Source organism: Bradyrhizobium sp. 159, assembly GCF_023073795.1.
Lineage (GTDB): Bacteria > Pseudomonadota > Alphaproteobacteria > Rhizobiales > Xanthobacteraceae > Bradyrhizobium.
This window is the reverse complement of sequence record NZ_JADPKE010000042.1, coordinates 35,643-50,821: the sequence shown is the minus strand read 5'-3', so window position 1 is coordinate 50,821 and position 15,179 is coordinate 35,643. Positions and strand designations below refer to the sequence as shown.

Annotated in this window: 13 protein-coding genes; 8 read left to right on the top strand and 5 right to left on the bottom strand. The window is 64.1% G+C overall.

The window, feature by feature from the left end:
• Window positions 1-311 precede the first annotated feature (311 nt).
• From IVA96_RS10785 to IVA96_RS10775, 3 genes are all read right to left on the bottom strand, one after another.
• Window positions 312-1,583 carry a DUF892 family protein gene (locus IVA96_RS10785; RefSeq protein ID WP_247277667.1) on the bottom strand — a complete coding sequence of 424 codons (1,272 nt, stop codon included), beginning with the start codon at window positions 1,581-1,583 and terminating at the stop codon, window positions 312-314.
• Window positions 1,584-1,724: 141 nt separating this feature from the next.
• Window positions 1,725-3,179, bottom strand: coding sequence for a dihydropyrimidinase (hydA, locus tag IVA96_RS10780; protein WP_247277666.1), 1,455 nt, complete (start codon window positions 3,177-3,179; stop codon window positions 1,725-1,727).
• A gap of 113 nt (window positions 3,180-3,292) precedes the next feature.
• Entirely contained in the window at window positions 3,293-3,901 is a 609-nt protein-coding gene (locus tag IVA96_RS10775; protein ID WP_247277665.1) for a TetR/AcrR family transcriptional regulator, read from the bottom strand.
• A 98-nt stretch (window positions 3,902-3,999) separates the two neighbouring features.
• Between IVA96_RS10775 and IVA96_RS10770 the strand changes: the two genes are divergently transcribed.
• The 3 genes from IVA96_RS10770 to IVA96_RS10760 all read left to right on the top strand — a co-directional run bounded on the left by IVA96_RS10770 (window position 4,000) and on the right by IVA96_RS10760 (window position 5,499).
• Window positions 4,000-4,695, top strand: coding sequence for a PspA/IM30 family protein (locus tag IVA96_RS10770; protein WP_247417100.1), 696 nt, complete (start codon window positions 4,000-4,002; stop codon window positions 4,693-4,695).
• A 52-nt stretch (window positions 4,696-4,747) separates the two neighbouring features.
• On the top strand, window positions 4,748-5,023 hold the full coding sequence (locus tag IVA96_RS10765) for a YiaA/YiaB family inner membrane protein (protein ID WP_247277663.1): 276 nt from the start codon (window positions 4,748-4,750) through the stop codon (window positions 5,021-5,023).
• A gap of 269 nt (window positions 5,024-5,292) precedes the next feature.
• Window positions 5,293-5,499, top strand: a complete 207-nt coding sequence (locus tag IVA96_RS10760) for a hypothetical protein (protein WP_247277662.1) — start codon at window positions 5,293-5,295, stop codon at window positions 5,497-5,499.
• A 61-nt stretch (window positions 5,500-5,560) separates the two neighbouring features.
• Here IVA96_RS10760 and IVA96_RS10755 read toward each other — a convergent pair whose 3' ends face one another.
• On the bottom strand, window positions 5,561-6,406 hold the full coding sequence (locus tag IVA96_RS10755) for an SDR family NAD(P)-dependent oxidoreductase (RefSeq protein WP_247277661.1): 846 nt from the start codon (window positions 6,404-6,406) through the stop codon (window positions 5,561-5,563).
• A gap of 189 nt (window positions 6,407-6,595) precedes the next feature.
• Between IVA96_RS10755 and IVA96_RS10750 the strand changes: the two genes are divergently transcribed.
• From IVA96_RS10750 to IVA96_RS10735, 4 genes are all read left to right on the top strand, one after another.
• The gene (locus tag IVA96_RS10750; RefSeq protein ID WP_247277660.1) at window positions 6,596-8,092 is read left to right on the top strand and encodes an aldehyde dehydrogenase family protein; all 1,497 of its coding nucleotides are present in this window, start codon (window positions 6,596-6,598) and stop codon (window positions 8,090-8,092) included.
• A 108-nt stretch (window positions 8,093-8,200) separates the two neighbouring features.
• Complete coding sequence (locus tag IVA96_RS10745) at window positions 8,201-9,328, top strand: alkene reductase (protein WP_247277659.1); 1,128 nt, start codon at window positions 8,201-8,203, stop codon at window positions 9,326-9,328.
• A gap of 157 nt (window positions 9,329-9,485) precedes the next feature.
• Window positions 9,486-9,989, top strand: coding sequence for a GFA family protein (locus IVA96_RS10740; RefSeq protein WP_247277658.1), 504 nt, complete (start codon window positions 9,486-9,488; stop codon window positions 9,987-9,989).
• A gap of 262 nt (window positions 9,990-10,251) precedes the next feature.
• The gene (locus IVA96_RS10735) at window positions 10,252-11,913 is read left to right on the top strand and encodes a thiamine pyrophosphate-binding protein (RefSeq protein ID WP_247417097.1); all 1,662 of its coding nucleotides are present in this window, start codon (window positions 10,252-10,254) and stop codon (window positions 11,911-11,913) included.
• Window positions 11,914-12,122: 209 nt separating this feature from the next.
• Here the strand turns inward: IVA96_RS10735 and IVA96_RS10730 are convergent, their stop codons facing one another.
• A complete protein-coding gene (locus IVA96_RS10730; protein WP_247277656.1) occupies window positions 12,123-13,502 on the bottom strand; it encodes an LLM class flavin-dependent oxidoreductase in 1,380 nt (459 codons plus the stop codon).
• A gap of 265 nt (window positions 13,503-13,767) precedes the next feature.
• Between IVA96_RS10730 and IVA96_RS10725 the strand changes: the two genes are divergently transcribed.
• Entirely contained in the window at window positions 13,768-15,153 is a 1,386-nt protein-coding gene (locus tag IVA96_RS10725; RefSeq protein WP_247277655.1) for a M20 family metallopeptidase, read from the top strand.
• Window positions 15,154-15,179 lie beyond the last annotated feature (26 nt).

Below are 15,179 nucleotides of genomic sequence, written 5' to 3'. Positions count from 1 at the left end.
CGCCATGGCTCGCCATTACCGCGAGTGCCATCGCCAAGCCCATCCTGGTGCCACCCTGTTGCGGGCGGCTGGTGCAGAAGGCGTCGAAATCCGCTCGCGGTTGCGCAAGAAGATCGGTTCGGCGCAGGGTCGATTGCGGCATAGTTGAACAGCACCGGCACGTAAGCAGTTCGATCGTCAAGAGCGTCATCGACGGCGCGATCCACTCGCCAAAGAACAGCCAGTCAGCCAGCGCAGTACGAGGAGCAGCGCGTACCGCCCCCGTAGAGGGGGCGGTTGAACTCAGTGCGCACACGCGTTGGGCTGGCTTCCTATTCGGCCTGCTCCAGTGCGGCGGGCATCTTCGCCACCGACATCAGCGACCGCGCCACCTGATTGAGCAGGAGATCGGCATTCTCTTCTTCGGCGAGCGATTTCGAGAGCAAAGCGACGACCGCGCTGTGACGGAGCTGCTGGGCCAGATTGCGTGCCGTGGTATAGCCGGACATCTCGTAATGTTCGACGCGTTGAGCCGCTGAGATCAGCGCGAGGTCGGCGGCTGCGTCTTCCTTCTCTTCGCCTTCCTTCATGACCTCCTGGCCTTCCTCGATCAGCCCCATCATGCCTTTGCAAGGCTTGGCCCGAGCGTTCTCGCCGAGGAGCTCGAAGCATTCGTTGATGCGTTCGACCTGGTTCTCGGTCTCGGCGAGATGCTGCTCGAACAGTTCCCGCAACTGATCGAAACGCGCGGCCTGCGCCATCTTCGGAAGCGCCTTGGTCAACTGCTTCTCGGCATGGAGAATGTCACGCAGCTCGTGAAGCAGAAGATCGGTCAGGCCGGCTTCGTCGACGGGCGGCGAGCTCTCCGTGACGATCGATGTGGCAGCGCCGGGCTCCGCGGACTGCAGTGCCGGGGACTCGGTGAACACCCAGTCTTCGCCTTCGTTCCACGGACCGCGGGTGTCGATTTCGCCGTGGTCACCGCTGCCGGTGGAGTCGTTGAAGTACTGGTTCACGAGGCCAGGCGTCGGAGCAATCCGGCCGACACTGAAGGCCGGTTTGGACAGGCTTTCGAGTGCGCGCGCGAACGCCTTCATATGCGTAATCTCTCGCGTCATCAGGAATTGTAGTGCGTCTTTGCTGCCGGCGTCGTCGCAGAAATTGATCAGACGCTCGTAGACGATCTTGGCTCGCGCTTCGGCGGCGATGTTGCTGCGCAGGTCGACGTCGAGCTCGCCGGTGATCTTGAGATAGTCGGCGGTCCAGGGATTCCCCTGCGAATTGAACAGATTGACGCCACCGCCGCCGGCAATTGCAATGAGCGGATCGGCTTCCGCCGCCTGACGGTCGTTCTTTGAAGGCGCAAGATGCATCCGCGCCAGGCAGCCGACGACCTCGAGATGACTAAGCTCTTCGGTGCCGATATCCATCAAGAGGTCTTTGCGGTCGGGGTCCTCGCAATTCAGCCCCTGAATCGAATATTGCATCGCGGCCGCGAGTTCGCCATTGGCGCCGCCGAACTGCTCGAGGAGCATATTGCCGAAGCGCGGATCGGGTTCGTCGACGCGCACGGTGAACATCAGCTTTTTGACGTGGTGATACATGGAGGGCTCGCGCTCTGGAAGGAAAGATACGCGACAACGAGACGTCCGGACGTTCGTTCCTAAGCCCTCTCCAAGATTCAAGCTGTAGTTGCCCGAGACATTGCCGCAGAAGCGATAGCCCTGATCTCGCGGCGAGGAGTGTTACGGCGTCACCGCGCCGCGTTCGACCGCGGGCGGGGCGGTGAGCTTCTTCCAGGTCGAATTGGCCAGATGCACCGGCGAGAATGGCGGCCGCTCGACATAACGGCCGTCGCCTGCCTTGGCGCGCAGATCGCCATCTTTCCAGACGATGCGGCCACGGGACAACGTCGCGGCCGATCCGCCGGTGCAGGAAAAGCCCTCGAACACGTTGTAATCGATCCGACTCATCTGCCGCTTGGCACTGATGGTCCTGGTTGCCTTGGGATCCCACACCACGATGTCGGCGTCCGATCCGGCGGCGACGGCGCCTTTCCGCGGATAAATGTTGAGGATGCGGGCGATGTTCGCCGAAGTCACCGCGACGAATTCTTCCCTAGTCAGCCGCCCGGTGGCGACGCCCGCGGTCCACAGCAGCGCAAGGCGGTCTTCGAGCCCGCCGGTGCCGTTCGGGATCTTCCTGAAGTCGCCGAGGCCGAACCGTTTCTGCGCAATGGTGAAGGCGCAATGGTCGGTCGCGACGACCTGGAGCGAGCCGGCTTGCAGGCCGGCCCACAGGCTGTCCTGATGCGATCTGTCGCGGAACGGCGGTGACATCACGCGCTGGGCGGAGTGATCCCAGTCCTTGTTCTGGTACTCGCCGGCGTCGAGCAACAGGTGCTGGATCAGCGGTTCGCCATAGACGCGCTTGCCGGCCGCGCGCGCCCTTGCAATCGCCTCATGCGCTTCGCGGCAGCTGGTGTGCACGATGTAGACCGGCGTGCCCGTCATGTCCGCGATCATGATCGCGCGGTTGGTGGCTTCGCCCTCGACCTCCGGCGGTCGCGAGTAAGCGTGGCCTTCGGGGCCGGTGACGCCGCGTGCGATAAGCGCCTCTTGCATCAGGGCGACGACGTCGCCGTTCTCGGCATGGACCACCGGCATGGCGCCCAGATGAGCGCAGCGCGCGAACGAGTTGTAGAGCTCGTCATCGTTCACCATGAGCGCGCCCTTGTAGGCCATGAAATGCTTGAACGTGTTGATGCCGTAGGTTTTGACCACGGTCTCCATCTCGTCATGGATTTGCTTCGACCACGATGTCACCGCCATGTGGAAACCATAGTCGGCGGCCGCCTTCTCGGATTTGCGGCGCCAGTCCTGATACGCCGCGAGCATCGACTGGCCGTGATCGGGCAGGCAGAAATCCACCACCATCGTGGTGCCGCCAGCGAGCGCCGCTTTGGTTCCCGATTCGAAATCGTCGGCGGTGACGGTGCCCATGAACGGCATTTCGAGATGGGTATGCGGATCGATGCCGCCCGGGATGACGTAGGCGCCGCCGGCGTCAATCACTTCAGCGCCCGCGGGTGCATCGAGTGAGGCCCCGACCGCGACGATGGCCTCGCCGTCGATCAGCACGTCAGCACGGCGCGAACAATCGTGATTGACGACGGTGCCGCCGCGGACGAGGAGGGGCATAGAGAACTCCGGGGTGGGGCGAGGGGATAGGGCTCCGTGAAGGCTAAGCGCGGCAATCGCGATGCGACAGGCGAAATTTTAGTCAGCCACCGCCAACGGTTTCGCCGCTGCCTCTACTCTGCGAGGGCGACTAGCCCAACCAGCATTGCGCGTACGAGGCCTGCGATTTCCTTGCGCAGCGCCGGCAGGGGTACGGCGACCAGCTTCTGTTCCAACCCCAGCGCCACCATGCCATGGACCGCCGAGAACAGGCTGCGCGCGGTGATGCTCAGTTCTTCCGGGCTGCGCTTTGGAAGCAGCGCGGACAGCGGCTGGTAGATGTGGCGGAACAGCTGCATCTGGTCCTCGATCGACCAGTCCGGGACGATCTTGTCGGCCTCCATGCGGTGCTCGAACAGCGCGCGCCAGAGCTGGAGATTTTCCGCGGCAAAATCACAATAGGCGATCGCGATGCGGACCAGGGCTTCTTGTGGCGATGGCTCGCCCGCGCTCTCAGCGGCGCTGAGCGCCTTGTCGAGCCGAAGCAATGTGCGCGAGCCGACGCGCAGGATCAATTCGTCGACGTCGGCGACGAGATTGTAGACCGCGCCATTGGCGCAGCCGATCTCGCGGGCGAGATCCCGGGTCTTCAGGCCAGCCAATCCCCGTTCAGCGATCATTCGTTCCGCCGCAAGAACTAGGTCTGATCGCAATTTCTCTCGACGTTCCAAGATCTTAGACATCGCCTACCAAGTTCGTGAGCGTCGCTCATAAATTTCTTGAGCAACTCAAGATATGCTAGAAAGCATATGTGAGCAACGCTCATAACAGGGAGCAACAAATGTTCAAGACCGTGGTGACCCTTTTCCGCGGCAGCGTGGCCGCTGCGGGCGAGGAGCTGGAAGACCGGACCGCCCTACTCATCCTCGATCAGCAGATGCGTGATGCGACCGCGGCCGTCGAGCGCAGCAAGCGCACGCTGGCGCTGGCGATCGCGCAGGACCAGCAGGAGGGCCGCAAGCTCGAAGCGACGAATGCCCGCATCGCCGATCTCGAGACCCGCGCCGTTGCGGCGCTCGACGGTGGCCGCGACGACCTCGCCAAGGACGCGGCGGAAGCCATCGCGAGCCTTGAGGCCGATCGCGATGCGTTGATGACGGCACGCGCGCTGTTCGCGACCGAGATCGTGCGGTTGAAGCGCCATGTCGCCAGCGCGCAGGCTCGCATCACCGAGCTCGATCGCGGCCGCCGCATTGCCCGCGCATCGGAAGCGGTGCGCTCGCTTCGTCGCAGTGGCATCGAGGCTGCACGACCCTACGAATCCACGCTGCCGGAGGCGGAGGGCACGTTGAGGCGTTTGCGCGAGCGGCAGATGGAGGCCCAGGCCGCCGACGATGCCCTGGTGGAGCTCGACGCGACCACCGGTCCGCTCGCCACTGCCGAGAGACTCGCCGAACAGGGCTTTGGCCCGCGGCTCAAGACGACGGCAGACGATGTGCTGGCGCGGCTGAAGTCCAAGCGCATGCCGACTGCCTGATCTCAACCCCAACTTCCCGAACCAATCATCATTCGAACAACAGGAGACCACCATGAACCAGAACGGCCAGCCGCACAGCAGCGCTTGGGTGAGCTTCACTTACGCGTCCTTCGCAGCCTCGGCTTTCCTCGTCGGCATCGGCATCTTCTTCCTGCCGATCGACCTCTGGATGAAGGGCTATCTCACCATGGGCATCGTCATGCTGATCCAGACCTGCATCACGCTGACCAAGACCGTGCGCGACAATCACGAGAGCAGCCGCCTCGTGAACCGCATCGAGGACGCCAAGGCCGAGCGGCTGCTGATGGAGGTGTCCAAGGCGGCTTGAGGAGAGAGGCGCGGAAGAGGAGCGCTGTATGGCGGCGGCTGATGCTGAGCATCCGCCCCCGCCGTATCTCCGGTCATTTGCAACAATCGTGGCATCGCCCGCAAAATGCAGTCGAACCATGATGGCGGGTGTTGTGCTCATATGTTGCCGAGATCCTTTACATGCTGAGGCTTGTTACCTGGTTGTCCAGGTCAGAGCAGGCTTTGCCGATTGTGATTTGAACGCAGGTGCGATATGGCTCTCGCGCTTTCCAGAGGCGGAGACGAGCATTGTCGAAACAATCGTTGCGTGAGGAGGCCGAGCGCCTGATCCGCGAATCGATGGAAAAGAGAACCATCGTCGTCAAGCAGGGCACCACCCGCATCGAGGCCGTCTGCGGCAAGTGCGGCGCGCCGAACCGGGTGCAGGCGGAAAAGGGCCAGACGCGCGTCAAGTACGCCTGCAAGGATTGCGGGCACAAGCAAGAGACGCTGTAAGCGGGTTATCTGATCTCACCGTGCTGTCGCGCTCCAGCTCCTCAGCATGAGGGTCTGATAGTCAGTCGCCCTCCACAAACGTCTTGAACGCATCGGCGTAATCCGGGTGCCACCGCGACAGCGGCGGGCGGTTCTCGATGATGTCGCCGGCGGCCCACAGCATGCGCTTCTCGTCGAGTGCGCGCGGCACGTCGTTGTCCGGGCACAGGATGTAGAAGTCGCCGGCCTCGATCCGCGCCAGCATGAAGTCGACGGTCTGCTCCGGCGTCCAGGCGCCTGCGGGCTTCTCGGTGCGGCCTTTCGCGGTGAGGCCGGTGAAGACGAAACCGGGGATGAGCAGATGCGCGGTGATGTGGCAGTCCTTCGTGTTACGCAGCTCGTGCTGGAGCGCTTCCGTAAAAGCTTTCACGCCGGCCTTGGAGACATTGTAGGCGGGATCGCCCGGCGGGGTGGTGATGCCTTGCTTCGATCCGGTGTTGATGATGAGGCCTGGTTTACCGCGCGCGATCATGCCAGGTGCGAAGATGCGCGAGCCGTTGATGATGCCCCACATGTTGACGCCGATGATGCGCTGCCAATTGTCCGGCCCGGCGAACAATGTGCTGCCGGGCTGGATGCCGGCATTGTTCATCAAGATATCGGTGCCGCCGAAGCGTTCGCCTACGGCATGTTCGAGTTCCGTCACGCTCTCGGCCTTGCTGACATCGGCGGCAAACGTCATCACATTCGCAGCACCTGCGATGGATGAGAGTTTTGTTGCGGCCTCGGCCAGCCGCACCTGATCGACATCGGCGATGCACAGCTTCATGCCGGTGCGCGCAAACGCCGCGGCGGCGGCAAATCCGATCCCGGACGCGCCTCCTGTGATCACGGCAACGTTGTCTTTGATGATGGCGGGATGTGACATGGCGGCCTCCGGCGAAGCTACGTTGCGTTCCGCCGCGTTATAGCACGTGTCTCGTGCGACCCTGCACAACTCGGCATGGGAGGTCTTCGCTCCGCGCCGCCTTTACGCCTCTCCGGCGCCGCTGTATTTTGTGGGACGAACGATCGCGCCCAGATCGAACCAATCAATCACCTGACAGGGAGTGCAGCCATGGCTGTGTCGCAGGCTATTCCGATCACGCGCCATCCATTCGCGAACGGGTCCTACAAGCAGATGCTGGTCGACGGGAAGTGGGTCGACGCTGCCTCAGGCAAGCGCTTCGAAACCCGCAATCCCGCCACCGGCGAGCTGCTCGCAACCGTCGCCGAGGGGGACAAGGAAGACATCGACCGTGCGGTCGCCGCGGCCCGCCGCGCCTTCGAAGGACCCTGGAGCAAGGTCAAGCCGTTCGAGCGGCAGAACCTACTGCTCAAGCTCGCCGATCTCGTCGAGAAGAATTTCGACGAATTGTCGCAACTCGACACGCTCGACATGGGGGCCCCGGTCAGCCGGACCCGCGCCTATCGCCTGCGCGCCATCGGCATGCTGCGTTACTACGCCGGCCAAACCACCGCGATCCATGGCGAGACCATCGAGAACTCGCTGCCGGGCGAGATCTTCTCCTACACGCTGAAGGAGCCGGTCGGTGTCGTCGGCGCCATCATCCCCTGGAACGGGCCGCTGACGGCGACGATCTGGAAGATCGGTCCGGCGATCGCGACCGGCTGCACGGTGGTGCTCAAGCCTGCCGAAGAAGCGCCGCTGACCTCGCTGCGCATCGCCGAGCTTGCGATGGAAGCGGGCGTGCCGCCCGGCGTCATCAACGTCGTTCCCGGCTATGGCGAGACCGCGGGCGCGGCGCTCGCCTCGCACCATGACGTCGACAAGGTCGCCTTCACCGGCTCGCATGTCACGGGCCAGTCGATCATCCGTGCGTCGGCCGGCAACCTCAAGCGCGTCTCGCTCGAGCTCGGCGGCAAGTCGCCGGACATCGTATTCGCGGATGCCGATCTCGATGCCGCGGTGCCGGGCGCCGCGATGGCGGTGTTCGCCAATTCGGGGCAGATCTGCAGCGCCGGAACGCGCCTGTTCGTCGAGCAGTCGATCTACGAGGAGTTCGTCGGCCGCGTCGCGGAGTTCGGCAAGAAGCTGCAAGTCGGAAACGGCCTCGATCCAAACACCCAGATCGGCCCACTGGTGTCCGAGCAGCAATTGGAGCGTGTCACCGGCTACCTCGATATCGGCCAAAAGGAAGGCGCCAAGGCGCTCGCCGGCGGCGGACGCGTCACCGAAGGCGCGCTGTCGAAGGGCTTCTTCGTCTCACCCACGGTGTTCGCGGGCGTCCAGGACAACATGCGCATCGCGCAGGAGGAGATCTTCGGTCCCGTCATCTCCGCGATCGCGTTCAAGGACATGGATGAGTTGGTCAAGCGCGCCAACAACACCACTTTCGGCCTCGGCTCGGGCCTATGGACCCGCGACGTCAGCAAGGCCCATGCGGTAGCGAAGAGTTTGCGCGCCGGCTCGGTGTGGGTGAACTGCTACCAGGCGATGGACCCGGCTGTGCCCTTCGGCGGCTACAAGATGAGCGGCTATGGCCGCGAGTCGGGCAAGCAGCACGTCGAGGAATATCTCAACGTGAAGGCCGTCTGGATCAAGACGGCGTAGTTTCCCTCCTCCCTTTCGCAAGGAGGAATATTGCCTTCGTGGGGCGGCACCTTTCCGGTAGCCGCCCCGCTATATGATCGTCATCCTTCCGAAGCATTTGAGGCCAGCATGAAGTTCGAGGCGTTGTTTCGACCGTTGCAGGTCGGTCCGTACAGGCTCGCGCATCGCGTCGCGATGGCGCCGCTAACGCGCATGCGGGCGGAGCGCGAAACTTTCGCGCCGTGGCCGCTCAACGCCGAATATTACGGCCAGCGCGCGACGCCGGGCGGCTTGATCATCGCGGAAGCCTCCCCTGTGCTCTCGCACGGCCGCGGCAATCCGGCGACGCCGGGCATCTATTCGGAGGCGCAAGTCGCTGGCTGGCGCAAGGTGGTCGATGCCGTGCACGCCAAAGGCGGCATCATCTTCCTCCAGCTTTGGCATGTCGGCCGCGTCTCGCATTCCTCCTTCCACGGTGGCGCGCTGCCGGTGTCGGCCTCGGCGATCCCGATCAAGGCCGAAGGCATGAAGGCGATGACCGCCGACGGCAAGATTTCGGACTACGAGACGCCGCGCGCGCTGGAGACCGAAGAGGTCAAGGGCATCGTCGAGGCATTCCGGCAGGGTGCCAAGAATGCGCTCGCCGCCGGCTTCGACGGCGTCGAGATCCACGGCGCCAACGGGTATCTGCTCGAGCAGTTCCTGCAATCGCGCAGCAACCAGCGCACTGATCAGTATGGCGGATCGATCGAGAACCGCGCGCGGCTGCTGTTCGAAGTGACGCAGGCCGCGATCGACGTCTGGGGAGCGAACCGCGTCGCCGTCCGGCTGTCGCCTCACGGCATCGCCAATGATTCCGGCGAGCCCGATCCGATGCCGCTCTATAGCCATGTCGTGAGGGCGCTCGACAAGCTCGGTCTTGCCTATTTGCACTTCATCGAGCCGCGTTCCAGCGGCGCCGGCCGCGCCGACGTGCATTGGGAGAACGTGCCCTCCGCGATGGTGCTGTTCCGCCCGCTCTACAGCGGCGTGCTGATGACCGCCGGCGGCTTCACCGGCGAGAGCGCGAATGCCGCGATCGCCGACGGATATGCCGACATCATCGCCTTCGGTCGCATCTTCATCTCCAACCCCGACCTGCCGCGGCGTCTTCGGCACGGCTTCCCGATCACGCCGTACAATCGTGCGACGTTCTACGGTGGGGAGGAGAAGGGGTACACGGATTATCCGGCGTATGACGAACTGACGCCGGCCTGAACTGTTTCCGTCATTCCGGGGCGACGCAACGCCTCGAGCCGGGAATCCATGTCGCATCCTGGCGTGCCGCCCGATGGATTCGGGCTCGCGACTTCGTCGCGCCCCGGAATGACAATCGTGTATTCTCGTCCTCGCAATGACGACGGAGAGAATCCCCATGGCCAAAGCCGCCGCCGCCGCAGGAATTGCCACCGGGCAATGTCTCTGCGGCAAGGTCAGCTTCGAGATCGACGTGCCTGCGCGCTGGGCCTGGCATGATCATTCCGCCGCCAGCCGCCGCGCCCATGGCGCGGCCTACGCGACCTATGTCGGGAGCTGGAAGAAGCGCTTTCGCATCACCGCTGGCAAGACTGCGCTCACGCGTTACGAAGACAAGGCCACGAAGACCACCCGCAGCTTCTGCTCGCATTGCGGCACGCCGATCGCTTATGAGCGCCCGCGCGGGCCGCACATGGTCAATATCCCCCGCGCGCTGTTCAACGAGCGCACCGGCCGCCAGCCGCTCTATCACATCGCCATCGAAGAGCTGCAGGAATGGGCCTATGCCGGCGAGCCGCTGGTGCCGCTGAAGGGCTTTCCTGGCGTGGTCTGGCAGCGCTCGAAAAGGAAGAAACGGGTGAGGGGCGAGGATCCGTTCGAATTGGGGCGGGAGGAGATGTAGCGCACCGCGCACAGCTCTCGTGCCCCGGACGCAGCGCTGCGCCCCTTCGGCGGTGCGCTCCTGAGCCGGGGCCATGGTACCAGCCTCCGCCGTGCGAGTTCTGTGTCCCGGCTCTGCGTCGCAACGTTACACGTTTGCGCCACGTCCGGGACACGGAGAGGCGCTCACGCAACGCAGCCATGACCGCGTTTCCTTGCACGCTTCCTCCGACTTCGGCCATCATACGCCCATCCTTGCGGCAACGTCCGCTCCTGGAGGAAACATGAAGAACAAGATCACCGGCCGCTCGGCCTTTCTCGCGCTGCTCAAGGACGAAGGCATCACCCATCTGTTCGGCAATCCCGGCACCACCGAGTTGCCGATCATGCATGCGCTGAAGGATCACCCTGATCTCACCTATGTGATGGCGATGCAAGAGAGCCTGGTGGTCGCGATCGCCGACGGTTACAGCCGCGCCTCCGGAAAGCTTGTCGCTTGCAACGTCCATGTCGCGCCCGGCCTCGGCAACGCGATGGGCTCGCTCTACAACGCCAAGTTCACGGGCACGCCGATGATCCTCACCGCCGGCCAGCAGGAGCAGGGCCACGGCCTGATGGAGCCGGTGCTGTACGGTCCCTTGGTGCGCATGGCCGAGCCGCTGGTGAAATGGGCGGTCGAGGTGACGCGGCTCGAGGACCTGCCGCGCATCGTGCGCCGCGCGGCAAAGGTCGCGACCACGCCGCCAACCGGCCCCGTGTTCATCTCGCTGCCTGGCGACATCCTCAATAGCGAGGCGGGCATCGATCTCGGCCGCTCCACCCGCATCGACGCGCGTACCAGACCATCAGATGGTGCGCTCAGGGCCTTTGCTGCGCGGCTGCTGAAAGCCGAGCGTCCTGTGATCGTCACCATGGACGAAGTGGTCAAGAGTGACGCGCTGAAGGAGGCGGCTGAATTGGCGGAGTTGCTCGGCGCCGCCGCGTTTCAATCCTCGACAGCTTACGGTGCGCACTTCCTCTCGGAGAGCCCGAGCTTCGTCGGCACGCTGGCGCGGGTTCAGAAAGCGGCGCGCGATACGCTCGCGCCCTACGATCTCCTGATTGCGCTTGGCGGTGATCCGCTGCGGATGTCGGTCCATAGCGAAGTCGATGCGCTGCCGGATGGTCTCGGCATCGTGCAGATCGGTCTCGTCGATTGGGAGATCGCCAAGAATTACGGCGCCGAGATCGCGCTGAAGGCGGATTTGAAGGAAACGCTGCGCGCGCTGATCCCGGTGCTGAAAGAGATGGGCGGCGCAACACTCGCGAGCCGCGCCAAGCAGCACCTCGCCGAGCTCGTGCCGAAGAATTGGACTGCGCGCCGCGCCGCGCTGATCGAGCAGATCAACAGGAGCGCGGGCCGCACGCCGATCGACCCGGACTTTCTGGTGTTGCAAATGGTCGAGGCCATGCCCGAACATGCCATTCTCGTGGACGAAGGGCTCACCTCCAGCCGCCAGATCACCAACCTGCGTCCGCATCGCGAACGCTACGGCTATCACGGCCTCGCCTCCGGCGGCATCGGCTGGGGCCTGCCTGCCTCGGTCGGCGTCAGCATCGCCAATCCGGATCGCCCCGTCGTCTGTTTCTCCGGCGACGGCAGCGCGATGTATTCGATCCAGGCGCTGTGGACGGCGGCGCATCACAAGCTGCCGCTCAACGTCGTCATCGCCAACAATGGCGGCTACCGCATCATCAAGCAGCGCCTGCTCGCATTCCACGGTGACGACAATTACGTCGGCATGGATTTCGTCGATCCGCCGGTGGATTTTGCGGGCGTCGCGAAAGCGCTTGGCTGCGAGGCGATCAAGGTCAGCGATCCGCGTGAGCTGAAGACGACCCTGTCGTCGGCGCTTGGCCGGCCGGGGACGAAGCTGATCGAGGTGCTGGTGGACGGGAGGGTGTAAGTAGCGCTGCCTCCAAGTTCTCAGCTGTCATCGCGCGCGAAGGCGGGCGATCCAGTATTCCAGAGACGGCTGTGATTCCTCGATAGGCCGCGGCGTACTGGATGCCCCGGTCCCGGCTGCGCTAGGCTATGCGGGGCTTGCAAGCTCACTCGGCCGGCGAAGCTTCAGCGAAGATGGCAAGCCGGGGCATGACAGTGAGAGTGTGGCTCCTACCCCGTCTTCCCCACCCGATACCCCGCCGCCGGGTGCGGCGCATCGAGCCTTGCCCGGCCCTCGCCGAACAGCTTCTCCCGCAGCGTGCCCTTGGCATAGCCCGGCTTGTACCGTCCGCGCCGCGTCAGCTCCGGCACCAGCATGTCGGCGATATCCTCGAAATCGCCGGGCGAGATCGCAAAGGCGACGTTGAGGCCGTCGACATCGGTCGCCTCGAACCATTGCTCGATCTTGTCGGCAACCATCTCCGGCGTGCCGATCACGACGGGGCCGGCGCCGCCGATGCCGACATGCTCGATGACGTCGCGCACAGTCCAGACCCGGTCCGGATCGGCCCGGGTGACGTTGTCCATGGCGCTGCGGCCAGCGTCGTTCTGGACGTGCCGGACCTGCTGGTCGAGGTCGTAACCGGAGAAGTCGACGCCGGTCCAGCCCGACATCAGCGCCAGCGCGCCTTCGGGGCTGATATGGCGGCGATAGTCGGCGTATTTCTCTTTCGCCTCGGCTTCCGTCCGTCCGAGGATGATCGTCATCATCGAGAACATCAGGATTTCGGCCGGGTTACGGCCGAGCGCGGCGGCCTCTTGCCGGATTGCTGCCACGCGCGGCGCGATCACCTTGGCCGACGGTCCCGACATGAACACGCATTCGGCATGCTTCGCCGCGAATTGCCGGCCGCGCGGCGAGGTGCCGGCCTGGTACAGCACGGGCGTGCGCTGCGGCGACGGCTCGCTGAGATGAATGGTGTTGTTGATGCGGTAGTTCGCGCCCTCATGGTTGACGCGATGAACTTTCGCGGGATCGGTGAAGATGCCGCGCGTCCGGTCTCGCAGCACGGCATCGTCCTTCCAGCTTCCTTCCCAGAGCTTGTAGACGACCTCCATATATTCGTCGGCGATGTCGTAGCGGTCGTCGTGCCCGGTCTGCTTGTCCTTGCCGGCGCCGCGCGCGGCGCTGTCGAGATAGCCAGTGACGACGTTCCATCCGATCCGTCCCTCGGTGAGGTGATCGAGCGTCGACATCCGCCGCGCGAACGGGTAGGGCGGCTCGAAGGACAGATTGCTGGTGACGCCGAACCCGAGATTTTGCGTTACTGCCGCCATCGCCGAGAGCAGCAGCAGCGGCTCGTTCGACGGCGTCTGTGCTGCGTTGCGCAAGGCTGCGTCAGGGCTATTGCCGTAGACGTCATAAACGCCGAGCACGTCGGCGAGGAACAGCCCGTCGAAGCGGCCGCGCTCCAACGTCTTGGCGAGATCAATCCAATAGGGCAGGCGGTTATAGTTGGCGGTGCGATCACGCGGATGGGTCCACAGGCCCGGTGACTGGTGTGCGACGCAATTCATCGCAAAAGCGTTGAGCCTGATCTCTTTGGCCATGACGGTCCCTCGGCACTCTGTACTGAGCGCTCTTCGAATGGTAGACGTGCGCCCGAACTTGGCGAAGTTCTTGCATATCCTAGACTTGGATGTCTCGGCCTTGGCAAGGCCAAAATCCGCAGTGCTGCCGCACTTGGCAAGCCAATCTCACGAGAGCAAGAACCAAATTCCAAGAGAACCCCAAGAACTATCGAAGTCCCGCCACTTTCGAAGACCCGCCCGTCTCGGGTAATGTCCTTCGTCTCAAAATCTCGAAAAGCAAGTCATGACCAGAGCCGACGCTATCGCCCGCGCCCGCGAGGATTTCAAATCCGGTGCGTTCCTCACCGAGCTCGACCGCCGGATCGCTTATCGGACCGAGAGCCAGAATCCCTCGCGCGGCACTGAGCTGCGCGCCTATCTGGAACAGGAAATGCAACCGGCCTTTGCCGCGCTTGATTTCACCAGCCGCATCGTCGAATCCCCGAGCGGCAAGGCGCCGTTCCTGTTTGCCGAGCACCACGAGAGTGACTCAGTGCCGACCGTGCTGATCTACGGCCATGGCGATGTCGTCGACGGCATGGAGGGCGAGTGGCGCGACGGCCGCGATCCCTGGCGCACGACGGTTGCGGGCACGCGCCTCTATGGCCGCGGCACTGCCGACAACAAGGGCCAGCACAGCATCAATATGGCGGCGCTGCGCGCCGTGCGCGAGGCGAGAGGCGGCAAGCTCGGCTTCAACGCCAAATTCATTGTCGAGATGGGCGAGGAGATCGGCTCGCCCGATCTCGGCAAGGTCTGCGACCTCAATCGCGATGCGCTCAAGGGCGATCTGTTCATGGCCTCGGACGGGCCGCGTCTGTCCGCCGACCGTCCGACGCTGTTTCTGGGCTGCCGCGGCGGCATCCGCATCCATCTCGATGTGAACTTGCGCGACGGCGGTCACCATTCGGGCAATTGGGGCGGCGTGCTCGCCAACCCCGCGACCATCCTGGTCAACGCGATCTCCACGCTGGTTGATGGCCACGGCCGTCTCCAGCTCGACGCGCTGAAGCCGCCGCGGCTCACCAACCAGATCCGCAGCTATCTCGCCGACGTGCAGGTGGTGCCGACCGCGGACGAGCCGGCGCTGGCGGAGAATTGGGGCGAGGAGGGCCTGTCGGCGGCCGAACGGCTCTACGCCTGGAACACGCTGGAAGTGCTGGCGATGGCCTCGGGCAATATCGAGAAGCCGGCGAACGCCATTCCCGGCCATGCCAATGCCGTGCTGCAACTGCGTTTCGTGGTCGGGACGAAGATCGAGGGTCTGATCGAGGCCATCCGCGCGCATCTGGTCGCAAAGGGTTTTCCTATGGTCGAGGTGCGGGCGGCCCAGAGTTTTGCCGCATCGCGGACCGATTTCGACAGCCCCTGGATCAAATGGGCGGCCAATTCAGTGCAGGAGACGACCGGCAAGGCGCCGGCCGTGCTGCCGAATTTCGGCGGCTCGCTGCCCAACGACGTGTTCTCCGAAATCCTGGGCCTGCCGACGATCTGGGTGCCGCACTCCTACCCCGGTTGCTCCCAACATGCGCCCAATGAGCACATCCTGCTGCCATTGACCGAAGAGGCCTTGACGGTGATGGCCGGGCTGTTCTGGGATCTCGGCGAGTTGCCGGCGCCGTTAACCTGAGCCTTTGATCCAGCCGAAAGTTACAT